This window comes from Streptomyces sp. NPDC032721, from assembly GCF_055579625.1.
Genome location: NZ_JBVIMX010000005.1, coordinates 333,550 through 355,780, shown reverse-complemented (window position 1 = coordinate 355,780; position 22,231 = coordinate 333,550). Strand labels below are relative to the sequence as shown.

At 71.3% G+C, this 22,231-nt stretch carries 22 protein-coding genes; 14 read left to right on the top strand and 8 right to left on the bottom strand.

Going from position 1 to position 22,231, the window contains the following annotated elements:
* Positions 1-122 precede the first annotated feature (122 nt).
* The 5 genes from tdh to ACZ5PB_RS13810 all read left to right on the top strand — a co-directional run bounded on the left by tdh (position 123) and on the right by ACZ5PB_RS13810 (position 6,431).
* The gene (tdh, locus tag ACZ5PB_RS13830) at positions 123-1,151 is read left to right on the top strand and encodes an L-threonine 3-dehydrogenase (RefSeq protein WP_468690761.1); all 1,029 of its coding nucleotides are present in this window, start codon (positions 123-125) and stop codon (positions 1,149-1,151) included.
* A gap of 184 nt (positions 1,152-1,335) precedes the next feature.
* Positions 1,336-2,529: a glycine C-acetyltransferase gene (locus ACZ5PB_RS13825; protein WP_468690760.1), complete on the top strand. Its 1,194-nt coding sequence runs from the start codon at positions 1,336-1,338 to the stop codon at positions 2,527-2,529.
* Positions 2,526-3,440, top strand: coding sequence for a LysR family transcriptional regulator (locus ACZ5PB_RS13820; RefSeq protein ID WP_468690758.1), 915 nt, complete (start codon positions 2,526-2,528; stop codon positions 3,438-3,440). The genes ACZ5PB_RS13825 and ACZ5PB_RS13820 overlap by 4 nt, the downstream gene beginning before the upstream one ends.
* A gap of 170 nt (positions 3,441-3,610) precedes the next feature.
* Positions 3,611-5,521: an ABC transporter ATP-binding protein gene (locus ACZ5PB_RS13815; RefSeq protein WP_468690756.1), complete on the top strand. Its 1,911-nt coding sequence runs from the start codon at positions 3,611-3,613 to the stop codon at positions 5,519-5,521.
* Between the two features lie 43 nt (positions 5,522-5,564).
* The gene (locus ACZ5PB_RS13810) at positions 5,565-6,431 is read left to right on the top strand and encodes a winged helix-turn-helix transcriptional regulator (RefSeq protein WP_468690754.1); all 867 of its coding nucleotides are present in this window, start codon (positions 5,565-5,567) and stop codon (positions 6,429-6,431) included.
* A gap of 14 nt (positions 6,432-6,445) precedes the next feature.
* Here the strand turns inward: ACZ5PB_RS13810 and ACZ5PB_RS13805 are convergent, their stop codons facing one another.
* The gene (locus ACZ5PB_RS13805) at positions 6,446-6,895 is read right to left on the bottom strand and encodes a nucleoside deaminase (RefSeq protein WP_468690753.1); all 450 of its coding nucleotides are present in this window, start codon (positions 6,893-6,895) and stop codon (positions 6,446-6,448) included.
* A 203-nt stretch (positions 6,896-7,098) separates the two neighbouring features.
* Between ACZ5PB_RS13805 and ACZ5PB_RS13800 the strand changes: the two genes are divergently transcribed.
* Positions 7,099-8,262 (top strand): methyltransferase, encoded by a 1,164-nt coding sequence (locus ACZ5PB_RS13800; RefSeq protein WP_468690751.1) that lies wholly within the window; start codon positions 7,099-7,101, stop codon positions 8,260-8,262.
* A gap of 57 nt (positions 8,263-8,319) precedes the next feature.
* Here ACZ5PB_RS13800 and ACZ5PB_RS13795 read toward each other — a convergent pair whose 3' ends face one another.
* Positions 8,320-8,703, bottom strand: a complete 384-nt coding sequence (locus ACZ5PB_RS13795) for a tetratricopeptide repeat protein (RefSeq protein ID WP_468690750.1) — start codon at positions 8,701-8,703, stop codon at positions 8,320-8,322.
* Between the two features lie 166 nt (positions 8,704-8,869).
* Here ACZ5PB_RS13795 and ACZ5PB_RS13790 point away from each other — a divergent pair, with 166 nt between their 5' ends.
* Positions 8,870-9,835 carry a pirin family protein gene (locus ACZ5PB_RS13790; protein WP_468690748.1) on the top strand — a complete coding sequence of 322 codons (966 nt, stop codon included), beginning with the start codon at positions 8,870-8,872 and terminating at the stop codon, positions 9,833-9,835.
* A gap of 54 nt (positions 9,836-9,889) precedes the next feature.
* Here ACZ5PB_RS13790 and ACZ5PB_RS13785 read toward each other — a convergent pair whose 3' ends face one another.
* A complete protein-coding gene (locus tag ACZ5PB_RS13785) occupies positions 9,890-11,452 on the bottom strand; it encodes a YfcC family protein (protein WP_468690747.1) in 1,563 nt (520 codons plus the stop codon).
* A complete protein-coding gene (locus tag ACZ5PB_RS13780; protein ID WP_468690745.1) occupies positions 11,449-12,828 on the bottom strand; it encodes a M20/M25/M40 family metallo-hydrolase in 1,380 nt (459 codons plus the stop codon). The genes ACZ5PB_RS13785 and ACZ5PB_RS13780 overlap by 4 nt, the downstream gene beginning before the upstream one ends.
* Before the next feature lie 276 nt (positions 12,829-13,104).
* On the opposite strand from ACZ5PB_RS13780, the gene ACZ5PB_RS13775 reads away from it, so the two are divergent.
* Positions 13,105-14,550 carry an MFS transporter gene (locus tag ACZ5PB_RS13775; RefSeq protein WP_468690744.1) on the top strand — a complete coding sequence of 482 codons (1,446 nt, stop codon included), beginning with the start codon at positions 13,105-13,107 and terminating at the stop codon, positions 14,548-14,550.
* 141 nt (positions 14,551-14,691) lie between these two features.
* Positions 14,692-14,904 (top strand): hypothetical protein, encoded by a 213-nt coding sequence (locus ACZ5PB_RS13770; RefSeq protein WP_468690741.1) that lies wholly within the window; start codon positions 14,692-14,694, stop codon positions 14,902-14,904.
* Positions 14,905-14,938: 34 nt separating this feature from the next.
* Here the strand turns inward: ACZ5PB_RS13770 and ACZ5PB_RS13765 are convergent, their stop codons facing one another.
* A complete protein-coding gene (locus ACZ5PB_RS13765) occupies positions 14,939-15,304 on the bottom strand; it encodes a BlaI/MecI/CopY family transcriptional regulator (protein ID WP_468690739.1) in 366 nt (121 codons plus the stop codon).
* Positions 15,305-15,421: 117 nt separating this feature from the next.
* Between ACZ5PB_RS13765 and ACZ5PB_RS13760 the strand changes: the two genes are divergently transcribed.
* Together ACZ5PB_RS13760 and ACZ5PB_RS13755 are read left to right on the top strand one after the other, a co-directional pair.
* The gene (locus ACZ5PB_RS13760) at positions 15,422-16,417 is read left to right on the top strand and encodes a hypothetical protein (protein WP_468690737.1); all 996 of its coding nucleotides are present in this window, start codon (positions 15,422-15,424) and stop codon (positions 16,415-16,417) included.
* A 121-nt stretch (positions 16,418-16,538) separates the two neighbouring features.
* Positions 16,539-17,360, top strand: coding sequence for a hypothetical protein (locus ACZ5PB_RS13755; RefSeq protein WP_468690735.1), 822 nt, complete (start codon positions 16,539-16,541; stop codon positions 17,358-17,360).
* Between the two features lie 31 nt (positions 17,361-17,391).
* Here the strand turns inward: ACZ5PB_RS13755 and leuE are convergent, their stop codons facing one another.
* Both leuE and ACZ5PB_RS13745 read right to left on the bottom strand, forming a co-directional pair.
* Positions 17,392-18,051 (bottom strand): leucine efflux protein LeuE, encoded by a 660-nt coding sequence (leuE, locus tag ACZ5PB_RS13750; protein ID WP_468690732.1) that lies wholly within the window; start codon positions 18,049-18,051, stop codon positions 17,392-17,394.
* Between the two features lie 60 nt (positions 18,052-18,111).
* The gene (locus ACZ5PB_RS13745) at positions 18,112-18,753 is read right to left on the bottom strand and encodes a class I SAM-dependent methyltransferase (protein WP_468690730.1); all 642 of its coding nucleotides are present in this window, start codon (positions 18,751-18,753) and stop codon (positions 18,112-18,114) included.
* A gap of 97 nt (positions 18,754-18,850) precedes the next feature.
* On the opposite strand from ACZ5PB_RS13745, the gene ACZ5PB_RS13740 reads away from it, so the two are divergent.
* From ACZ5PB_RS13740 to ACZ5PB_RS13730, 3 genes are read left to right on the top strand one after another with little or no spacing between them, the layout of a single operon-like run.
* A complete protein-coding gene (locus tag ACZ5PB_RS13740) occupies positions 18,851-19,522 on the top strand; it encodes an ABC transporter permease (protein ID WP_468690728.1) in 672 nt (223 codons plus the stop codon).
* Positions 19,519-20,193, top strand: a complete 675-nt coding sequence (locus ACZ5PB_RS13735; protein ID WP_468690726.1) for an ABC transporter permease — start codon at positions 19,519-19,521, stop codon at positions 20,191-20,193. Before ACZ5PB_RS13740 ends, ACZ5PB_RS13735 begins: the two co-directional genes overlap by 4 nt.
* A gap of 44 nt (positions 20,194-20,237) precedes the next feature.
* Complete coding sequence (locus ACZ5PB_RS13730; RefSeq protein ID WP_468690724.1) at positions 20,238-21,176, top strand: ABC transporter substrate-binding protein; 939 nt, start codon at positions 20,238-20,240, stop codon at positions 21,174-21,176.
* Here the strand turns inward: ACZ5PB_RS13730 and ACZ5PB_RS13725 are convergent.
* The gene (locus ACZ5PB_RS13725; RefSeq protein WP_468690723.1) at positions 21,149-22,069 is read right to left on the bottom strand and encodes an ion transporter; all 921 of its coding nucleotides are present in this window, start codon (positions 22,067-22,069) and stop codon (positions 21,149-21,151) included. The two genes, ACZ5PB_RS13730 and ACZ5PB_RS13725, sit on opposite strands and share 28 nt — an antisense overlap.
* Positions 22,070-22,231 lie beyond the last annotated feature (162 nt).

Here is a 22,231-nt window from a genome sequence, read left to right as displayed (position 1 = left end):
GGGCTTGGGGCCCGGTTAAGAAAACCTCGATGGACGCGGCCCGTCCCGATCGGCAGATTGGAGCCCACAAGCGATCACCACGGGATCCGTCGCCGGATGCCTCACAGCCTGGAGCCACCGCCATGAGAGCACTCGTCAAGCACAAGGCCGAGCCCGGGCTGTGGCTCATGGACGTGCCCGAGCCCGAGACCGGCCCCGGCGACGTGCTCATCAAGGTGCTGCGCACCGGCATCTGCGGCACCGACCTGCACATCCGCAACTGGGACGGCTGGGCGCAGCAGGCCGTCACCACGCCCCGGGTGCTCGGCCACGAGTTCGTCGGCGAGGTCGCGCACGTCGGCGCGGACGTGGCGGACATCAAGGCCGGCGACATCGTCAGCGGCGAGGGCCACCTGGTGTGCGGCAAGTGCCGCAACTGTCTGGCCGGGCGCCGCCACCTCTGCCGCTCCACCGTCGGACTCGGCGTCGGCGTCGACGGCGCCTTCGCCGAGTACGTCGCACTGCCCGCGTCCAACGTGTGGGTGCACCGCACCAAGGTCGACCTCGACGTCGCGGCGATCTTCGACCCGTTCGGCAACGCCGTGCACACCGCGCTGTCCTTCCCGCTGGTCGGCGAGGACGTACTGATCACCGGCGCGGGTCCGATCGGCATCATGGCCGCCGCCGTCGCCAAGCACGCCGGAGCCCGCAGCGTCGTCATCACCGACGTCAGCGAACCCCGCCTGGAGCTGGCCCGCCAGGTCGGCGCCACCCTCGCCGTCAACGTCGCGCAGAGCTCCATCGCCGAGGCACAGCAGAAGCTGGGCCTCAAGGAGGGCTTCGACATCGGCCTGGAGATGTCCGGCCGCCCCGAGGCCATGCGCGACATGGTCGACAACATGACGCACGGCGGACGCATCGCCATGCTGGGCCTGCCCGCGGAGGAGTTCGCGGTCGACTGGTCGAAGATCGTCACCTCGATGATCACCATCAAGGGGATCTACGGCCGCGAGATGTACGAGACCTGGTACGCCATGACGGTGCTGATCGAGGCCGGTCTCGACCTGCGGCCCGTGATAACCGGCAGTTACGGCTACCAGGACTTCGAGGCCGCCTTCGACGAGGCCGCCACCGCCCGCAGCGGCAAGATCATCCTCGACTGGACTGTCTAATTCCGAGGCTCGGTTCGCCTCCGGGGCGCCCGAGCGGGCGTCGACGGTCGACCGTGCTCGGCCGCTCGTTCCTCCCGGCCTGCGCGCGCTCTTCCTTTCGACGCCCGCGCGCCCCTTCGGTTCACTCGCCGGGCCCCGGCAGACACTGGAACATCCTCCACCGCGACCCCACAGGGAGCTCTCCATGTACGCGTCCGTCCGTGACGAACTGCGCGCCACCCTCGACGAGATCCGCGAAGCCGGGCTGTTCAAGCCCGAGCGCGTGATCACCAGCCCGCAGAACGCCACCGTCGGCGTCACCGCGGACGGGCAGGCCGCCGAGGTCCTCAACTTCTGCGCCAACAACTACCTCGGCCTGGCCGACCACCCCGAGGTCGTCACCGCCGCCAAGGAAGCCCTGGACCGCTGGGGCTACGGCATGGCCTCGGTCCGCTTCATCTGCGGCACCCAGGACGTCCACAAGGAGCTGGAGGCGCGGCTCTCGTCCTTCCTGGGCCAGGAGGACACGATCCTCTACTCCTCCTGCTTCGACGCCAACGGCGGTGTCTTCGAGACCCTCCTCGGCCCCGAGGACGCGGTCATCTCCGACGCCCTCAACCACGCCAGCATCATCGACGGCATCCGCCTCTCCAAGGCCGCCCGCCACCGCTACGCCAACCGCGACATGGCCGAGCTGGAGGCCAAGCTCAAGGAGACCGCGGGCGCCCGCCGCCGCCTGATCGTCACCGACGGCGTCTTCTCGATGGACGGTTACGTCGCCCCGCTGACGGAGATCTGCGACCTCGCCGACCGCTACGACGCCATGGTCATGGTCGACGACTCGCACGCGGTGGGCTTCGTCGGCCAGGGCGGCCGGGGCACCCCCGAGCTGCACGGCGTGATGGACCGCGTCGACATCATCACCGGCACCCTCGGCAAGGCGCTGGGCGGCGCCTCCGGCGGTTACGTCGCCGCCCGCGCCGAGATCGTCGCCCTGCTGCGCCAGCGCTCGCGCCCGTACCTCTTCTCCAACTCCCTCGCCCCGGTCATCGCCGCCGCCTCCCTCAAGGTCCTCGACCTGCTGGAGTCGGCCGGTGACCTGCGCGAGAAGCTGCGCGCCAACACCGAGCTGTTCCGTACGAAGATGACCGAGGCGGGCTTCGACATCCTGCCCGGCGACCACGCCATCGCCCCCGTCATGATCGGCGACGCCGCCGAGGCCGGACGCATGGCCGAGCTGCTGCTTGAGCGCGGTGTGTACGTGATCGGGTTCTCCTACCCGGTGGTCCCGATGGGCAAGGCCCGCATCCGGGTCCAGCTGTCCGCCGCGCACTCCACCGCCGACGTCGAGAGGGCGATTGCGGCGTTCGTCGACGCACGGGCGACACTGGCTGGGTGATCGACCCCAGAAGGCTGCGCATCCTGCGGGCCGTGGCGGACCACCGTACGGTGACCGCCGCGGCCCATGTGCTGTACCTGACCCCCTCGGCCGTCTCCCAGCAGCTCAACGCGCTGGAGCAGGAGACCGGCCACACCCTGCTCATCCGCAGCGGCAAGGGGGTCGAACTGACCGCGGCGGGCGAGATCCTGCTCGCCCACACCCACGCCGTCCTCGCCCAGCTGGAACGGGCCGAGGCCGAACTAGCCGACTACGCGGGCGGCGCGGCCGGCGAGGTCGCGGTCGCCTCCTTCGCCACCGGCATCGCCGAGGTCGTCGCCCCCGCCGTCGGCCGCCTGGCGGGCGAGCACCCCGGCATCCGGATGCGGGTGTGGGACGCGGAGGGCGACGAGAGCCTGCCGCTGGTGCTGAGCGGCAAGGCTGACGTGGCGGTCGCAGTCGAGTACCGGGGCGCACCCCGCGAGGACGACCGGCGCCTCGCGCGCGTGCCGCTGTACGCGGAGCCCTTCGACGCCGTACTGCCCGCCGGGCACGCCCTGTGTGCCGATGAGCATGTCGCCCTGGCGGGCCTCGCGACCAGCGACTGGATCGGCCCCTACCCGGGCAACCCGTGCCACGACATGGTGCTGCGCGCCTGCGAGCTCGCGGGCTTCGAGCCGCGCCTCAAGCACTCCTCGGACGACTTCCGCGCGGTGGTCGCACTGGCCGGGGCGGGCGCCGGTGTGGCGCTGGTGCCGAGGTCCGCGCTGCGCGGGATGGAGCTCAAGGACGCCGTCGTACGCCCGGTGACCGGGCACGCGGCGACCCGCAGGGTCTTCGCTGCCGTACGGCGGGGGGCCGAGCAGCATCCGCTGATCAAGCCGGTGCTGGACGCGCTGGTCACCTCGGCGGGCGGGCTCTCCACGGGCTGAGCGAGTGGCTCGGTGAGCGTCAATACGTGGGCGTGGTGGGCCCGTTGGGGGTGGGTCGGGGGAATTCTTTGACCTCAACTCCGGTTGAGGTCGTAGCGTGCTGACTGCTCCCCGGGCCACCACGGCCGACGGGAATTCCGAGCGTCGGCACTGCACCCCGGAGGCACCCCGTGGACATGGAAGTCACCGCCTGGACGTCGATGCACAGCGTGATGACCGCGCAGGAGGACAAACGTCCCTTCTCCCGCGTCACCCTGCGCCGCATCGCCGCATTCGCCACCCCGCACCGCAGAAAACTCCTGCTCTTCCTGCTGCTGAGCGTCGTCACCGCACTGCTCGCCGTCGCCACGCCCGTCCTCGCGGGCCGCGTCGTGGACGCCATCGTCAGCGGCAACGACACGGGCACCATCACCCGACTGGCCCTGCTCATCGCACTGATCGCCGTCGTCGAGGCGGGCCTCGCGCTCGGCACCCGGTGGCTGTCGGCGACCCTCGGCGAAGGGCTGATCCTCGATCTGCGCACGGCGGTCTTCGACCACGTCCAGCGGATGCCGGTGGCCTTCTTCACCCGTACCCGCACCGGCGCCCTGGTCAGCCGCCTCAACAACGACGTCATCGGCGCCCAGCGCGCCTTCTCCAACACCCTCTCCGGCGTCGTCTCCAACCTGGTCACCCTGCTCCTGACGCTCGCCGTGATGCTGAGCATCTCCTGGCAGATCACCCTGCTCGCCCTGGTGCTGCTGCCGGTGTTCGTGGTGCCCGCGCGGCGCATGGGCTCACGGATGGCCAGGCTCCAGCGCGAGGCGGCCGGGCACAACGCCACCATGGGCACCCAGATGACCGAGCGGTTCTCCGCCCCCGGCGCCACCCTCATCAAGCTCTTCGGCCGCCCCGCCGACGAGTCCGCCGAATTCGCCGCCCGCGCCGGCCGGGTGCGCGACATCGGCGTCCGTACCGCCATGGTGCAGGCCACCTTCATCACCGCACTCACCCTCGTCTCCGCGCTGGCCCTCGCCCTGGTCTACGGGCTCGGCGGGTACTACGCGCTGCGCGGCAGCCTGGAGGCCGGTGCGGTCGTCGCCCTGGCCCTGCTGCTGACCCGGCTCTACGCCCCGCTGACCGCCCTGGCCGGCGCCCGCGTCGAGGTGATGAGCGCACTCGTCAGCTTCGAGCGGGTCTTCGAGATCCTCGACCTCAAGCCGCTGATCGCCGAGAAGCCGGAACCCCGCAAGGTCCCCGAAGGACCGGTCTCCGTCGAGTTCGACGGCGTCACCTTCGGCTACCCGGCCGCCGACAAGGTCTCCCTCGCCTCCCTGGAGGACGTCGCCGTCCTCGACAACCGGGGCGGCACCGACGTCCTGCACGACGTCTCCTTCCGCGCCGAACCCGGCCGCATGGTCGCCCTCGTCGGCTCCTCCGGCGCCGGGAAGTCGACCATCGCGCAACTGCTGCCCCGGCTGTACGACGCCGACGCGGGCACCGTACGCATCGGTGGCGTCGACGTCCGCGACCTCAGCGCCGACTCCATCAGGCAGACCCTCGGCATGGTCACCCAGGACGGCCACCTCTTCCACGAGTCCGTACGGTCGAACCTCCTGCTGGCCCGCCCCGACGCCACCGAGGAGGACATCTGGGACGCGCTGCGCCGCTCCCGTCTGGAGGAGCTCATCACCTCCCTGCCCGACGGTCTGGACACCGTCGTCGGCGAGCGCGGCTACCGGCTCTCCGGCGGCGAACGCCAGCGGCTCACCATCGCCCGGCTGCTGCTCGCCCGGCAGCGCGTCGTCATCCTCGACGAGGCCACCGCACACCTCGACTCCACGTCCGAGGCGGCCGTCCAGGAAGCACTGGCCGAGGCACTGGACGGACGTACCGCCGTGGTCATCGCGCACCGGCTCTCCACGGTGCGGGCCGCCGATCTGATCCTGGTCGTGGAGGCCGGGCGGATCGTCGAACGGGGCACCCACACCGAACTCCTCGCGGCGGGCGGCAGGTACGAGGAGCTCTACCGCACCCAGTTCGAGCGGCCGGGCGCCGAGAACGCGCTCAGTACGGAAAGGGAACCTACTATGGGCGGATGACCCCGCCCCCAGGCAACCCGCCCCCAGGCAACGGAGCTCGCCGATGACCCGCAGGCACCAGACCGACGAGACCTGCGGCATCGCCCAGGCCGCAGGAGTCGTCGGCGACTGGTGGACCCTCCTGGTGCTGCGCGAGGTCGCCCGGGGGCAGGTCCGCTTCGACGGGCTCGCCCGCGAACTGGGCCTGTCCCGCAAGGTCCTCTCGGAGCGGCTGAGCACCCTCACCGACAACGGAGTGCTGGAACGGCGCCCGTACCAGGAGCGGCCGACGCGCTACGAGTACGTGCTCACCGAGCGTGGACGCGGTCTGATCCCGGTCCTGGTCTCACTCCAGGACTGGGCCGACCGCTGGCTGCTCGGCGACGGCACCCTCACCGGGACCGCCGACGGCGCGAGCGGCGAAGCGGCCCGGGTGGCACAGCTCGTCGGCACCCGCATCGCGCAGGACCTCGAACTGCCGGGCACCGACGGCAGCGCCCACCACCCCGTCGCACCCGACGCCCGCGCCACCGTCCTCTTCGTCTACCCGGCGACCGGCATCCCCGGCGGCCCGCCCCGGCCGGACGTCCCGGGGGCGGCGGGCTGCACCCTGGAGAACCGGCTGTTCCGTGACGCCTGGCCGCAGTTCGAGGCCGCCGGGCTCGCGGTGCGCGGGGTGAGCACCCAACTCCCGCGAGAACAGGCCGACTTCGCGAACGCCGAGGACCTGCCCTTCGTGCTGCTCTCCGACGAACGGCTCCAACTGGCCGCCGCGCTGCGCCTGCCCACCTTCCGGTCGGCCCAGGACCTCCGGCTCAAGCGGCTGATCCTGCTCGTCGACGCGCAGCGCACCGTACGGCACGCGCTGTTCCCCGTCACGGACATCCCGGCGGCGGTCGACGAAGCACTCGCGCTGGGCCGTGCCCTCTAGGGTGTGCCGAGGCGTCACTCGCCGATGTCCTCGCTCCACAGCTCCGGCTTCGCGGCGATGAAGTCCTTCATCAGCTCCACGCACTCCGGGTCGTTCAACTCGATGATCTCCACGCCGTGCTCGGCCAGCCAGTCGTGCCCGCCGTGGAAGGTCTCCGACTCGCCCACGATCACCCGCGAGATGCCGAACTGCCGCACCAGACCGCTGCAGTACCAGCACGGGGACAGCGTCGTCACCATGGTCGTGCCCCGGTACGTGCGCTGCCGCCCGGCATCGCGGAACGCCGAGGTCTCCCCGTGCATCGACGGGTCGCCGTCCTGGACGCGCCGGTTGTGGCCGCGCCCCAGGACCGTGCCGTCCGCCCCGTACAGCGCGGCGCCGATCGGGATGCCGCCCTCGGCGAGGCCCGCCCGAGCCTCCTCGACGGCGGTCGCCAGCCACTGACGGGCCTGTGCCTGATCCATGCTTCTGCTCCCAGCTCGTGAACGGGCCGGTACCAGTGTGCTCCACTGCCTGGTCAGGCGGACATCCGGCCGCTCCGCGCCTCTTCCGGCGGTGCCGCACCGACCCGCCGGCCGCCGGTAGCACGGGCCGCGTGCGCGGGTGGACCCGGGGAGCCGGCCCCGGGGTCCGCGCGCCGGGTTAGCCTGAACCCACAATGAACCGTTTGACGACGTCATGGGGCGTGTCCGAGCTCGCCCGCTTCCCCGTGGACTCCCGCGACACGCTGCGCGCGTGGGACGCCGCCGACGAGTACCTGCTGCGCCATCTGGCGGGCACCGACGAGATCCCCGCGACGGATCTGTCCGGCACCGTCGTCGCCCTGGGCGACCGGTGGGGCGCACTGGTCACCGCACTGGCCGAGCACCGGCCCGTACAGATCACGGACTCCTACCTCGGCCGCGAGGCCACCCGCGCCAACCTCGCCCGCAACGGCACGGACCCGGACGCCCTGCGCCTGCTGTCCACCCAGGACACCCCGCCCGAGCGGATCGACGTCCTCCTCGTCCGGGTGCCCAAGAGCCTCGCGCTCCTGGAGGACCAGCTGCACCGCCTCGCCCCCGCCCTGCACACCGGCACCGTCGTCGTCGGCACCGGCATGGTCAAGGAGATCCACACCTCCACGCTGCGCCTGTTCGAGCGGTTCATCGGCCCCACCCGCACCTCGCTCGCGGAGAAGAAGGCCCGCCTGATCTTCAGCACCCCCACCGCGTCGCCCGACCGCAACGGCGACCCGTGGCCGCTGACGTACACCCTGGACGCCGACGCGGGGGCGGGCGCCGGGGTGACCGTCACCAACCACGCCGGCATCTTCTGCGCCGAGCGCCTGGACATCGGCACCCGGTTCTTCCTCCAGCACCTGCCCGGGGCCCTGCCCCGGGGAGGGCGGCCCGCCAGGATCCTCGACCTCGGCTGCGGGAACGGCGTCGTCGGCACGGCGGCGGCGCTCGCCCACCCGGGGGCCGAGGTGCTGTTCGCGGACGAGTCGTACCAGGCGGTGGCCTCGGCGGAGGCGACGTACCGGGCCAATGTCCCCGAGGGCGAGGGCAAGGCCGAGTTCGGGGTGGGTGACGGCACGGCGGGGATTCCGGACGAGTCCGTCGACCTCGTACTGAACAATCCCCCCTTCCACTCGCACCAGGCGACCACCGACGCCACCGCCCGGCGGATGTTCGCGGGCGCGCGCGACGTGCTGCGCCCCGGCGGGGAACTCCTGGTCGTCGGCAACCGGCACCTCGGCTACCACGTACGGCTGCGCAGGCTCTTCGGGAACTGCGAAGTGATCGCGAGCGACCCGAAGTTCGTGGTTCTGCGTGCCGTGAAGCGGTGAAGCGCTGAGGAGCGGTCTACTCCTCAGCGCTTCACCCGCGAATCCCGCGCGGCCGGGTCAGCTGCTGGACGCCGGCTCCAGCGAGTCGAACTCACCGTTCAGCGCCGCCGCCGTCCGCAGGTACGGGGCCGCCTCGTCGTGCCGCCCCTGGCGCTCCAGGGTGCGGCCCAGCATCAGCTGCGCGTAGTGCTCGACGGGCCAGCTCTCCAGCACCGTCCGCAGCTCCTGCTCGGCCCGCTTCAGCTGGGCGGAGTGGTAGTACGAGCGGGCCAGCAGCAGCCTCGGCGAGGCCAGCTCCGGGACCTCCTCGACCAGCGGGCCGAGGATGCGCGCCGCCTTGTCGTACTCCTTCGCGTCGAAGAACAGCTGCGCACGGTCCCAGCGCTCGGCGGCGCTGCCCTGCTGGTAGTACGCGTCGTTGAGGTTGACCTGGACGTCCACTGTGCGCTCCTGCCTCGTCGTGCGGTTCCGGCCCGGGGCCCCGATCAAGGGAGCCGAGCCGTTCACCCCCTCCAACACACGAAGGTGATTGAACATTCCACTACGATTCGGGGGCGGCCGGGCGCCCCCGCGGTCCGATCCGCCCGCCCGGCAGTACGTTGACGCCATGAGCAATCTCGATCGTCAGCCCGTGCCCGCCGTCTGCGGCGGACGCGGATTCGTCGCCGCCGAACCGGTGCGCGAACTCCTCTCGCCCCGCCGGGTGCAGCTCGGCGAATCCACCGAGGTACGCCGACTGCTGCCGAACCTGGGCCGCCGCATGGTCGGCGCCTGGGCCTTCGTCGACCACTACGGCCCCGACGACATCGCCGACGAGCCCGGCATGCAGGTGGCGCCGCACCCGCACATGGGCCTTCAGACCGTGAGCTGGCTGCACGAGGGCGAGGTCCTGCACCGCGACAGCACCGGCTCCCTCGCCACCATCCGCCCCCGCGAACTCGGCCTCATGACCTCCGGCCGCGCCATCAGCCACTCCGAGGAGTCCCCCCGCGAGCACGCCCGCCTGCTGCACGGCGCACAGCTCTGGGTCGCCCTCCCCGACGCCCACCGCCACACCGAACCGCACTTCCAGCACCACGCGGACCTGCCCCGGGTCACCGCCCCCGGCCTCACCGCCACCGTCATCCTCGGCGAACTCGACGGCGCCACCTCGCCCGGCAGCACGTACTCCCCGATCGTCGGCGCGGACCTCACCCTCGCGCGCGGCGCACAGGCGTCCCTCCCGCTCGACCCGGACTTCGAGTACGCGGTCCTGTCGATGTCCGGCGAGGCGCACGTCGACGGGGTCCCGGTCCTCCCCGGCTCGATGCTCTACCTGGGCTGCGGGCGCACCGGACTCCCGCTGCGCGCCGAGTCCGACGCGAGCCTGATGCTGCTGGGCGGCGAGCCCTTCGAGGAGGAGCTCGTCATGTTCTGGAACTGGATCGGACGGTCCCACGAGGAGATCGCCCAGGCCCGCGAGGACTGGATGACCGGCACCCGCTTCGGCGAGGTCAAGGGCTACGACGGCGCCCCGATCCCGGCCCCGGAACTCCCGCCGGCCCATCTGAAACCGCGCGGCAGGGTGCGCTGACCGGGACAGGGCGCCGCGCCGCCGCCGGCCGCCTTGTCGCCAGCCTCCCCGCCGCTAGGTGAACGCCGCGCCCACCGCCAGGAACCCGCAGATCAGCACGAACAGCACCGCCAGCAACGGCCAGACGAACCGCAGGTACTTGTCGTAGCCGACCTTCGCGAGCGCCACGCCGCCGATGGTGACGGCGGTCGTCGGGATCCACAGGTTCATCCAGCCACTGGCCGCCTGCCAGGCGGTGACGACGACCGCCCGCGAGACCCCCGCGAAGTCGGCCAGTGGCGCGAGGATCGGCATGGCGAGCGTGGCGTGGCCGGAAGTGGACGGGATCAGGAAGGCCAGCGGCAGGTTCACCGCGAAGACGATGATCGCGAAGAGACCGGAGGCGGTGCCCTTCACGATGCCCTCGATCGCGTGCAGCACAGTGTCGGTGATCTTCGAGTTGTTCATGATCACGGTGACGCCGCGCGCCAGCAGGATCACCAGCGCGGGCGAGATGAAGTCCGCCGCGCCCTGGACCACCGTCGAGCTCAGCCTGGCCTCGCCCATCCGCGCGACCAGCCCGACGAGAACCGCCGCGAACAGGAAGAGCGCCGCCAACTGAGCGAACGACCAGCCGAGTTCGAAGCCGTACGGCTTGGCGTCGGCGTCCCCCGTCAGGGCACTCGCCCAGGGCACCACCGAGAAGATCATGAAGGCGAAGACCAGTGCGGTGACGATCAGGACGGCCTTGTGCGTCCCGGTCAGCTCCGGCGCCCCGGTGGCGTCCGAGACGGCCTGCTCCCGGTCGCGGTCGCCGGGCCGGAAACCGGACAGCGAGCGTGCGGGGTCCTTCCGGACGCGCTGGGCGTAGCGGATGACGTACGCGATCGTGACGGCGGTCAGCACGATCCACATCACGAAGCGCAGCGCGATGCCGTCGCCCAGCGAGATGCCCGCCGCCGAGGAGGCGACACCGGTGGCGAACGGGTTGACCGTCGAGCACATCACCCCGACGCCCGCGCCGAGGATCAGTACGCCGCAGGCCGTCATCCGGTCGTACCCGAGCGCGAGCACCAGCGGCACGATCAGCCCGTAGAACCCGAGGGTCTCCTCGGCGAAGCCCTCGACCGTGCCCAGCACCGAGAAGACCAGCATCATGCCCGCGATCAGCAGCGCTCCCCGGTCGCGCAGCCGGTGGGCGAGCCGGGCGATGCCCCGGTCGAGCGCCCCGGTGGCGAAGACCACCGTGATGAACGCGCCGATGGCGAGCACGAAGAGGAAGACGCCCGCACTGCCGTAGAGATCGCCGGAGTTGTAGGGGCCGACGAGTTGGGTCTTGGGGTCCTGGATGCCGTAGAGGCCGTTGACCGCGGACAGGAACAGGTCGTTGAGGCTGTCGACGAAGGTCCGGCCCGTGTCGACGCGGTGGTACGTGCCCTCGACGGGCGCGCCCGCCTCGTTGCGGTCGTACTGGCCCGGCGGAATGAGGAAGGCGAGCAGCCAGACCGCGAGGGTGACGATCGCCAGGATGGTCAGCGCGCTCGGGAAGGAGAACTTCCGCCTGCCGTCGGCCTGTGGGGGCTCGTCGGGATCGGTGTCCGGCGGCCGGGGCGGGGATCCCGCGTCGGCGGTGCTCATGAGGCGCTCCCCGTGCCGTGCGCGGCGGCGTACTCGCGGACGAAGGCGCACATGGCGACGACCGTGTTCCGCAGCTCGGAGAGGAGCACGCGCTCGTTGGGGGCGTGCAGGTTGCACATGCTGTCCTGGGCGCCGAAGAGCAGCACCTCGGCGTCGGGCGCCGCCTTGGAGAGCCCGTTGACCAACGGGATGGAGCCGCCGGTCGACACGTACTGGGCGTCGGTGCCCCAGGCTTCCCTGAGCGCGGTACGGGCCGCGGCGTAGGCCGGGCCGCCGGTGCGCGCCTCGAAGCCGGGGCCGGTGTCGCCCGGGGTGACGGTGAGCGGGACGCCGAACGGCTTGAGCGCCCTGAGGTGGTCGACCAGCCTGCCGCGTGCGTCGACCGGGTCCTGCTGGGGGTGGAAGCGGAGGTTCAGCTTGGCCCGCGCGTGGGGCACCACGGCGGACGCGGCACCGTCCACGGTCGGGGCGTCGATGCCGATGACGGTGATCGCCGGTCCCGTCCAGAGCCGCTCGCCCAGGGTGCCGCTGCCGATCAGCGGCATCCCCGGCTCGACGCCCGCGAGTTCGCGGAACTCCTCGTCGGTGTACCCGGCCCCGGTCCACTCCTCCCGGCGCAGCCCCTCGACGGCCACGTCCCCGTGCACGTCGTGCAGGGTGGCCAGGGCCTTGAGGAGTACGAGCAGGGCGTCGGGGGCGGCGCCGCCGAACTCCCCGCTGTGGCGCGGCTCCTGGAGCGTACGGACCTCGACCACGACCTCGCAGGCGCCGCGCAGGCCGGTGGTGAGGGTCGGGGTGCCGGGGCGGAGGTTGCCCAGGTCGGCGATGACCATGGCGTCGCAGGCGAACCGCTGTGCGTCGGTGGGCGGGTAGTCGTCGAAGGGGCTGCCGTACTCCTCCTGCCCCTCGAACACGATCTTGATGCCGACGGGCGGACGGCCCCCGAAGGCGCGCAGCATGCCCAGGTGGGCGATGACGTTGGACTTGTCGTCGGCGATCCCGCGCGCCCGCAGGCCGCCCTCGACGGGGGTCGGTTCGAAGGGCGGCGACTTCCACAGGCCCTCGTCGCCGGGCGGCTGGACGTCGTAGTGCGAGTAGAGCAGGACGGTCGGGGCGTCAGGGGCCGGCGGCGGGATCTCCGCGAAGATCACCGGGGCGGTGTCCGGCAGGTCGATGCGTTCGATGTGCTCGACGCCGATGTCCCGCAGGAGCCCGACGAGCAGGTCATGGGCCTCCTGCACCGGTTCCGGCGGGAACCCCGGGAAGGCGACCGACGGAATCGCGGTGAGCCGTTCCAGGTCGGCGACCAGATCGTCCATCAGTCCGTCGACCCGGTCCCGCAGGTCGTCCCCGTCGTGCGTGTCCTTGGTGGCCATGGCGTGAAGCACCCCTCGCTGTCGCATCTCGCTGTTGCATCGCTGTTGCGGTAATTGGCCGGAATTATCCGGTGTGCGAGGGATGCGACGGCGAGGGCTCGCCGATGGCCGGGGCGGCGGGAGCGGCGGCAGAGGCTGGTTCCAGTCGGTCGGCGGGGGGCGGGTGTTGACGGAGTGGCAGCGGACATTCCAGGGACTCGCATACCCCCCACCCGTATGCTACGGTACGGGCCGCAGGTACCCCCCTAGGGTATGTGAATCGGAGAGGGGAAGGTCATGTCAACCGTCAATCCCAAGCGCTGGTGGGCACTCGCGGTGCTCGCCACGGCGCAGTTCATGGTGATCATGGACACGTCGATCATCGGGGTCGCGCTCCCCGAGATGCAGAAGGACCTGGGCTTCTCCCAGGGCGAGTTGCAGTGGGTGTTCAACGCCTATGTGATCGTGTTCGGCGGTCTGCTGCTGCTCGGCGGGCGGCTGTCGGACCTGATCGGCGCCCGGAAGATCTTCTCCACCGGCTGGGTGATCATGATCGCTGGCTCGGTGCTCGCGGCGGCGGCCTCCACCGCCTGGGTCGAGATCCTGGGCCGTGGCGTCCAGGGCGTCGGCGGAGCGCTGATCACACCGTCCGCCATGACGCTGCTGATGATGCTCTTCGGGCACAACCCCAAGGAACTCGGCAAGGCCATGGCCTTCTACGGTGCCGCCGCCCCGGCGGGCGGCACGGCCGGAGTGTTCCTCGGCGGGGTGTTCACCGAGTGGGTGAGCTGGCCCTGGGTCTTCATCATCTACATCCCCATCGGCCTCATCACCCTCGCCGCCACCAAGGTGCTGCCCGCGGTCGAGAGCCGTCGCGGCTCGGTGGACATCACGGGTGCCGTCGCCGTCACCGCCGGTCTCGCACTGGCCGTCTTCGCCGTCGTACGGGCCCCCGAGGCGGGCTGGGGTTCGACCGCGACCATCCTCCAACTCGTCGGCGCCGTCGCCCTGCTGGCCCTCTTCCTCGTCATCCAGAAGTCCGTGCGCGAGCCGCTGATGCCGTTCAGCGTGTGGCGGGTGCCGAGGCTCGGCTCGGCCAACCTGGCGATGATGCTGCTCGGTGCCGCGTGGATCCCGATGTGGTACTTCCTCAACCTGTACCTCCAGCAGGTGCTCGGCTACGGGGCGTTCGCGAGCGGCGCCGCCCTGCTGCCCATGACCGTGCTGCTGATGATCTTCATGACGATGATCACCGCACGGCTGATGATGAAGTTCGGCGCCAAGCCGCTGATCGCCGGCGGTCTGCTGGTGCTGGCCCTCGGACTGGTCTGGCTGTCCACGGTCGAGCCGACCGGCAGCTTCCTGATCGACGTTTTGCCCGCCTCGCTGGTCGCCGCGCTCGGCATGTCCCTGGCGTACATCCCCACGATGATGACCGCGATGGCCGGTGCCCCGCCGGAGCAGGCCGGTCTGGCCTCCGGCATCGTCAACACCACGTACCAGGTCGGCTCCGCGCTCGGCCTGGCCGCCCTGACCGCGCTCGCCACCTCGCAGGGTGCGGGCAAGCTGGGTGACCTCCCCGCCCTGACCGAAGGGTTCAGCTCCGCGTTCATCGGGGCGGCCGTGATCGCCGCCGCCGGTGGCCTGATCACCCTGCTCGTGATGCGCGGGGAGAAGAAGTCCGCCGCCGCGGCACCGGAGAAGCCCGCCACTGCCGCGCAGGGCGAGCAGGTGGGCGTCTAGTACGTGCGGTGCGTGGCCGCCTCAGTGGTCCGAATCGCTGCCCGTCCGGGGGTGCCCGATGTCTCTTCAGCAGACATCGGGCGCCCCCGTTTCCGTTCCCGGTGCCCGAATCCGCATCCGCATCCGACCGAGGAGAAGCAAGTGGACATCACGACCCGTGCCGTGCACGTGGTGAACGAGCCGACGGACGGCGGCAGCCGGCCCCTGAGCGTGCCCCTCGTACAGTCGTCGGCCTTCGCCTTCGACTCCTCGGAGGCGCTCGCGCGGGCGATGGCCGACCCGGACGGCGCCGCCGTCCACAAGGGCGTCGAAGTCCGGGGGAGCGCACCCTCGGCAAGGCTCATCAGCCGGTGACTGCTTCGTGCGGGAAGCAACAGCCGGGCGAAAGTCAGCCCTGCCGAACCGAGAAGGTGGCGGCGAGCACGCCCCACGGCACGGCCGCCAGCCCGGACTGCTGGTGCGGACGGCTCGTCCGCACCAGCAGTCCGGGCAGGGCCACCTGACGGTCCCCCGTCTCGCCGAGCGCGTCCCGCGTCAGCCGGGCGGTGTATGCCTCCCGCGTGCTCTGCGGCTCGTACACCCAGGCGCGGGAAACCTTTTCGCGGCGCAGCCAGCCCTTGCGGCAAAGGATCTCCGCGACCGTCATCGCCGTCGTGTACGCCACGGGTCCGGCCAGGTTGATTTCGTCCACCACTGCACGGACCGTGGCAGGCCGTTCCCAGCCCCGCGGGGGATTTTCGAACAACTCAGGCATACCCCCTCCCCCTATTTTGCGCAAGCAGTCGAAAGCTCTTGACTGGATACCCCCCAGGGGTATTGTGGAGCACATGGTCGCTGCTTCGCACGCAGCTCACATCTCCAGAGGAGCGTCATGAACACGGGACTGAAGATCACTGCTTTCGCCACGGCCGTCGCCGCGACGTTCGGCGCGGCGTACGGCGTGGGCAAGGGCGTCGGCCCCCTGGGCAACGACGAGAAGCCGGCCGCCCACGCGGAACACGACACGGCGGGCGGGCCGGGCGGGGCGAAGGAACCCGCAGGCTCGGGCTCGGGGGACAAGAGCGCGGCCGCGCCCGTGGCGGGCGGACTGCAGATCTCCGAGGGCGGTTACACCCTCGCCCTGGACACGCCCCGGGTGAACGCCGGGGGCGGCGCGAAGCTGAGCTTCTCCATCAAGGACGCGCAGGGCCGCAAGGTCACCGCCTTCGAGCCCCAGCACGAGAAGGAACTGCACTTCATCGTCGCCTCACGGGACCTGACCGTCTTCCGCCACCTGCACCCCACCCGGGCCGCCGACGGCACCTGGAGCACCACCACCGACCTGCCCGCCGCAGGCGGCTACCGCGCCTTCGCCGACTTCAAGCCCGCGAAGAAGGGCGCGGACGCGCTGACCCTCGGAGGGGACCTCGCGGTCGCGGGCAACTCCAACCCCGCCGCTCTCCCCTCCACCTCCCGTACCGCAGAGGTCGACGGATACCAGGTCACCCTCGACGGCGGGCTGAACCCCGGCAAGAGCGGCGAGCTCCTGCTCAAGGTCGCCAAGGGCGGAAAGCCGGTCACCGACCTCCAGCCCTACCTCGGCGCGTACGGACACCTGGTGGCCCTGCGCTCCGGCGACCTCGCCTACCTGCACGTGCACCCCAACGGCGAGCCCGGCGACGGAAGGACGAAGCCAGGCCCGGGGATCTCCTTCACCGCCACGGCACCGAGCGCGGGATCGTACCGCCTGTTCCTGGACTTCCAGCACAACGGCAAGGTCCGCACTGCGGCCTTCACGGTCGAGGCGGGCAAGGGTACGGGTACCGATGCCGGAACCACTGCCCCCGCCGGCCAGTCCGAGGAGGAAGCCCCCGGCCACAAGCACTGACCCGCTGTACCCAGGAGAAACGCCTGCGCGCCGGACCCGATGGGGTGCGGCGCGCAGGCGTTTCTGCTCCGTCCGGCCATTCCGGGAGGTGCCCGGAGCGTCGCGCGGTGACACTGGCGCCATGAGCGAGCAGGGCGCTGGCACCACCGCGCGGGACAAGGAGGCGGAGCGGACCGGCCGGAGCGAGCGGGCGCAGGACCGCAAGGGCGGGCCCGGGCACCTGGTGCTGCTGGCCGTCGTCTTCACCGTCCCGGTGCTCAAGCTGGCCTGGACACTGGGCGGCAGCGGCGGGGCGAAGGACGCCCTGGTCGCGATGGAGCCCGGCAACTGGCCCGACGTACTCATCGGCATGCTGCTCAGCGACCCCCTGCTCGCCGCGGTGCTCGCCGTCACGGCCTCCCGCACCTCCTACGCATACTTCGCGGCCCGAGGGGGCACGCCCTCGCGCACCGACGTCCCGCTCGGGCACGTGGCGGTGACGGCGACCGTCCTTCCGGTCACCTTTGGGCTGATCCTCGGGGCCTTCCACGGCTGGTGGTGGGGGACCGCGGTGGCCGTCGGCTCCTTCGCGCTGCGCCTCGGCGTGATCGCCGAGTACCGCACCGGCCGCCGCTCGCGCCGCGACGGGAGACGCACCCACACCACCGCCACCACCTGGCGCCAGCGCACCGCGGACGCCGCACGGTTCGTCTCGCTCGTCCTCGCCGGGCTCGTCCTGCCGGTGCTCGCGGTGGCCGACGCCCTGGACGGCAGGGCGTGGACCACCGTCGTCGAGTGCGACGTGAACACCGGCGGAGGCGCCGGCCGCGACCGGCTGGTGGAGCTGGGCCGCAAGGGGAACGGCGTGGTCGGCTGGGACATCGAGCGAGGTCAGGTCGTCAACGGGACGAACTGCGGCGTGCTGGAGGACAACGTCGTCCGCGCACCGTGGTGGAGATCCTGAGGCCGACCGCCCGCCCCCTGCCCCTCGGCGGCTAGGCGCTCGCCAGTGTCAGCTTCGCCGCGAATCCCAGGAACAGCACTCCCGCTCCCGTGGTGGCCCCCGCCGACAGCCGCTTCCTGCGGCGGAACGCGGCCGAGAGCCGGGTGCCGCTGAAGATCAGCGCGGTCAGGTAGAGGAAGCTCGCCAGCTGGGCCAGCGCGCCCAGCAGGACGAAGGAGAGCGCGGGGTACGCGTAGGCGGGATCGACGAACTGCACGAAGAAGGAGATGAAGAAGAGGATCGCCTTCGGGTTGAGCAGACTGATCACCAGCGCGCGACGGTACGGACGCTCCTGCGCGACCGGAGCGGCGGCGGACTCCGGGCCCTCCGCGGAGGCCTTCTCGTGCCGCGCCCGCCACATCGACCACGCGGCCCGCAGCATGCCGATCGCGAGCCAGGTCAGATAGCCCGCGCCCGCGTACTTCACGATGCCGAAGAGGAACGCGTTGGCCTGCAGCAGCGAGGCCACACCGGCCGCGGACAGCACCATCAGCACGGTGTCGCCGCACCAGACACCGGCAGCCGCCGTATACCCGGAGCGGACACCGCGGCGGGCCGCGACGGACAGTACGTACAACGAATTCGGTCCCGGCAGCAGCACTATCAGGACGAGACCCATCAGGTAGGTCGGCAGATCTGTGACACCCAGCATGGCCGGAGTGTCACACGTACGGGGGGTTTCGCGCTCCCCTGTTTCGGGATACGGAACGAGTCAGCCGCGCCGGGCCAGCAGATAGGTGCGGCGGGTCTCGGCCTCATGGGCGTAGTGGGTGCGCTCCATCCGCATCTCCAGACCGAATCCGGAGGCCTCCAGCAGCTTCGCGACATGCGCGGGGTCATGGAAGTGGAAGTCGACGTCCACCTCGTGCCCCCACCACTCGGTCAGGTGCCTGGTCTCCTCGCCGACATGGAAGGCGACGAGGAACAGCCCGCCGGGACGGAGCGTCCGCGCCACCTCGTCGAAGGCGCGGCCCAGCTCGTCCGCCGGGAGGTGGATGATCGAGTACAGGGCGACGGCGGAGCCGAACTCGCCGTCCCCGGCGGGCAGTTCGAGGAGGTCACCGCGCCGGAATTCGACCCCGGGGAAGTGGCTCCTGCCCGCCTCCACCATGCCCGCCGACAGATCGACGCCGACCGTGCGCGCCCCGCCCTCCGCCAGATGGGCGGCCACATGACCCGGGCCGCAGCCCAGATCCGCGATCACCGCGCCGGGCTCCGTCTGCTCCAGCAGGGCGGCGAGCAGGGCCCGGTCCAGCGGCTTCCCCGCGAGCTCGTCCCGCAGCCGCCGCAGGTACTCCCCGGCGACCGTGTCGTAACTGCGTCGTACGGAACGGTGCCGCGCGTTGTCCCCCATGGGGTCAGGATGCCACGACCCCTCCGGCGCCTGCCCGGGCACCCGTACGGTCCACCAGGACGCGCGCCCACCCGCCCCGCCGGGCTGCAATGGACGGGTGACCGCGCCCCCGGACGACTGCCTCGCGCGCAACGAGTGGATCTGCGGCGCCTACCTGTCCAGCCGCCGGGAGATCCTCTGGGACGCGGTGCTCCAGCACCTCCAGCTCACGGTCGTCTCCGTGCTGCTCGGACTGCTCATCGCGCTCCCGCTGGCCATCGCGGCCCGCCGCTGGCGCTGGGCGTCCGCACCCGTGCTCGGTCTGACGACGGTGCTCTACACGATCCCCTCGCTCGCGATGTTCTCGCTGCTGCTGCCGGTGTACGGGCTGTCCGCCTCGCTCGTGATCGCGGGCCTGGTCCTGTACTCGCTGACCCTGCTCGTACGGAACCTCCTCGCCGGGCTGCGCGCCGTGCCCGAGGAGACCAGGCGGGCCGCCCGGGGCATGGGCTACGGCCCCGTACGCCTGCTGCTCGGCGTCGAGCTGCCGCTCGCACTGCCCGCCGCCATGGCCGGACTCCGTATCGCCACCGTCTCGGCCGTCTCACTGGTCACCGTCGGCGCCATCGTCGGCCACGGCGGCCTCGGCAACCTCATCTACACGGGCATGAACACCTACTTCAAGGCGCAGGTCCTCACCGCCTCCGTGCTGTGCGTGATCATCGCCATCGCCGCCGACCTCCTGCTGCTGGGCGTACAGCGGCTGCTCACCCCCTGGACGCGCGTATGAACACCCTCTCCGCGGCCTGGGACTGGCTCACCGACGCCGCGCACTGGAACGGCGACGGAGGCATCTGGGACCGCCTCGGCGAACACCTCTTCCTCACCGTCGTCTGCCTGCTGCTGAGCTGTCTGGTCGCCCTGCCCGTTGCCCTCGTGCTCGGCCACCTCGGCAGGGGCGGGGCGCTCGCGGTCAACATCTCCAACGTCGGCCGGGCCGTCCCCACCTTCGCCGTCCTGGTCCTGCTGCTGCTCACCCCGCTGGGCACGAGGGGGGAGTGGCCGACGATCATCGCGCTGGTGCTCTTCGCGGTGCCACCGCTGCTGACCAACGCGTACGTCGGGATGCGCGGTGTCGACCAGGACACCGTCCGGGCCGCCAAGGGAATGGGCATGACGGGACAACAGGTGATGTTTCACGTGGAACTTCCGCTCGCCCTGCCGATGATCATGACCGGTGTGCGGATCGCCGCCGTACAGCTGGTGGCGACGGCGACGCTGGCCGCGCTGGCCGGCGGCGGCGGACTCGGCCGGATCATCACCGCGGGCTTCAACCTCGCCAGTACGCCGCAAGTGGTCGCGGGGGCCGTGCTCGTCGCCGTGTTCGCACTCCTGGTGGAGGGGCTGTTCGAAGCGGCCCAGAGATTCGCTCCCGAATGGGCGAGGGGGCGGGCCGGATGACGCGCAGGACGCCACGGAGGACGTCGCGGCGGACGATGCGACGGATGACGCGGCGCAGGTACGTGGCCGGGGTGCTGCTCCTCTTCGTCACGGGCTGCACCACCGGGCCCTCCCTGGAGAACCAGGGCGAGATCACCGCCGAGCCCGGCGACAGCCACGACCTGACCATCGGCTCGGCCGGATTCACCGAGAGCGACCTCCTCGCCCAGATGTACGCGCTGCTCCTGGAGAAGGCCGGATACCGCACGACCCTGCTGTCCGTCACCAACCGGGAGCTGTACGAACCGGCCCTGGAGAGCGGGCAGATCGATGTCGTCCCGGAGTACGCGGCCACCTTCGCGGACTGGCTGAACGCCAAGAAGAACGGCGCGGACGCCACCCCCGTCGGCTCGCCCGATCTCGACGCCACCATGAAGGCGCTGCGGAAACTGGCGGCCCCGCGCGGGCTCACCGTCCTCGACCCCGGCCGGGCCGTCGACCAGAACGCCTTCGCCGTGGCGGCTTCGTACGCCCGCGAGCACCGGCTCAAGACCCTCACCGACCTGGGCAGGTCCGGGCTGCCCGTGCGGCTGGCGGCGGGCGACGAGTGCGTCCAGCGCCCGTACTGCGAGCCCGGGCTGAAGAAGACGTACGGCATCGACATCACGGCCGTGGACCCCAAGGGCGTAGGCACCACCCCCGCCAAACAGGCCGTGCAGAGCGGCCAGGACCAGATGGTGCTCACCACGACCACCGACGCCACCCTCGACGCCTTCGGCCTGGTCCTCCTCGCCGACGACAAGAAGCTGCAGAACGCCGACTACATCGTCCCCGTGGTGAACCGGGCGCGGGCGGGCTCGCCCGGAGTGACCAAGGCGCTGGGCAAGCTCAACACCGTACTGACGACCGAGGACCTGGCTTCCCTGAACCAGCAGGTGGACAGCTGGCGGCGGCTGCCGCAGGACGTGGCGCGGGCCTACCTGGAGTCCAAGCGGCTCATCTGAATGAGCCGTTCCGCGTCGTCCAGGGCCAGCCGGGCGGCCAGGATGCGGTCGCGGACCCCGAAGGCGTCCAGCGGATCGGCGGCCTCCCGCGCGGGCGGCTCGACGGCCGGCGGCGGGCCGGACTCCTTCGCGGGCCCGTCCGAATCACGGGCCTGCTCCAGGGAGTTGATGACCACCCCGATCAGCAGGTTCACCAGCAGGAACGAGCTGAGGAGCACATACGAGCCGTAATAGGCAAGCGACCACGGCGAGATGAGCAGCCCGGCGTGCACCGCGTCCCCCAGCCCGTCCAGGGACATCAGGATGAACAGGGTGACCACCGCCCGCCCGAGCGACCCGTAGTGCTGCGGGTCGGCGGCGGCGAACGCGAGCCAGCCCACCATCGCGTACACGTACAGCAGCAGCGTGCCGACCATCACGAAGCTGACGGTGCCCGGCAGGCACTTGCCCAAGGCGGTCACGATGACCCGCAGCTGGGGCAGGAAGCGCGCGGTGCGCAGCACCCTGAAGAGCCGCAGCAGCCGCAGGAGGGTGGTGTTGTCCCCGGTGACGGGCAGGAAGGCGAGGAGGACCACAGCGGCGTCGAAGACGTTCCACGGACTGCGGAAGAAGTCCCGGGGCCGGTCGGCGTGCGCGGCCAGCCGCAGCAGGCTCTCGCAGGTGAACAGGGCCAGGAAGCACTTCTCCATGACGACCAGCTGCCCGTGCCAGCGCGCCGCGAGACCCGAGTACGTCTCCACGCCGAGCAGGACGGCGTTGCCGAGGATGGCGGCCATCACCAGGACCGAGAACCAGCGTGCTTCCACCAGCCGACCGGCCCACGCCGCGAGCGTCTTGCGCCGGTCCGTGCGTACGGCGGGGGAGAAGCGAATACTGCGATGCGTGTGGTTCATGAAGTCGAATTCACCCGGCGTGAGGTAGCGGAACGTGAGTTTCGGAAGGTGCCGTAACAGAACGTGAGGCGGCGGCAGTCGAATGCTGTCCGCACCTCTGTCCGTGCGCCCCACGCCTCACACCTGTCGCAGCAGTTCTCACCGCTGGGGCGGACAAGTCGC

Coding starts and splice junctions, on each gene's coding strand:
- tdh (WP_468690761.1), top strand. CDS start 123: ATGAGAGCACTCGTCAAGCACAAGGCCGAGCCCGGGCTGTGGCTCATG.
- ACZ5PB_RS13825 (WP_468690760.1), top strand. CDS start 1,336: ATGTACGCGTCCGTCCGTGACGAACTGCGCGCCACCCTCGACGAGATC.
- ACZ5PB_RS13810 (WP_468690754.1), top strand. CDS start 5,565: ATGACCCGCAGGCACCAGACCGACGAGACCTGCGGCATCGCCCAGGCC.
- ACZ5PB_RS13805 (WP_468690753.1), bottom strand. CDS start 6,895: ATGGATCAGGCACAGGCCCGTCAGTGGCTGGCGACCGCCGTCGAGGAG.
- ACZ5PB_RS13790 (WP_468690748.1), top strand. CDS start 8,870: ATGAGCAATCTCGATCGTCAGCCCGTGCCCGCCGTCTGCGGCGGACGC.
- ACZ5PB_RS13785 (WP_468690747.1), bottom strand. CDS start 11,452: ATGAGCACCGCCGACGCGGGATCCCCGCCCCGGCCGCCGGACACCGAT.
- ACZ5PB_RS13780 (WP_468690745.1), bottom strand. CDS start 12,828: ATGGCCACCAAGGACACGCACGACGGGGACGACCTGCGGGACCGGGTC.
- ACZ5PB_RS13775 (WP_468690744.1), top strand. CDS start 13,105: ATGTCAACCGTCAATCCCAAGCGCTGGTGGGCACTCGCGGTGCTCGCC.
- ACZ5PB_RS13765 (WP_468690739.1), bottom strand. CDS start 15,304: ATGCCTGAGTTGTTCGAAAATCCCCCGCGGGGCTGGGAACGGCCTGCC.
- ACZ5PB_RS13760 (WP_468690737.1), top strand. CDS start 15,422: ATGAACACGGGACTGAAGATCACTGCTTTCGCCACGGCCGTCGCCGCG.
- ACZ5PB_RS13755 (WP_468690735.1), top strand. CDS start 16,539: ATGAGCGAGCAGGGCGCTGGCACCACCGCGCGGGACAAGGAGGCGGAG.
- leuE (WP_468690732.1), bottom strand. CDS start 18,051: ATGCTGGGTGTCACAGATCTGCCGACCTACCTGATGGGTCTCGTCCTG.
- ACZ5PB_RS13745 (WP_468690730.1), bottom strand. CDS start 18,753: ATGGGGGACAACGCGCGGCACCGTTCCGTACGACGCAGTTACGACACG.
- ACZ5PB_RS13735 (WP_468690726.1), top strand. CDS start 19,519: ATGAACACCCTCTCCGCGGCCTGGGACTGGCTCACCGACGCCGCGCAC.
- ACZ5PB_RS13730 (WP_468690724.1), top strand. CDS start 20,238: ATGACGCGGCGCAGGTACGTGGCCGGGGTGCTGCTCCTCTTCGTCACG.
- ACZ5PB_RS13725 (WP_468690723.1), bottom strand. CDS start 22,069: ATGAACCACACGCATCGCAGTATTCGCTTCTCCCCCGCCGTACGCACG.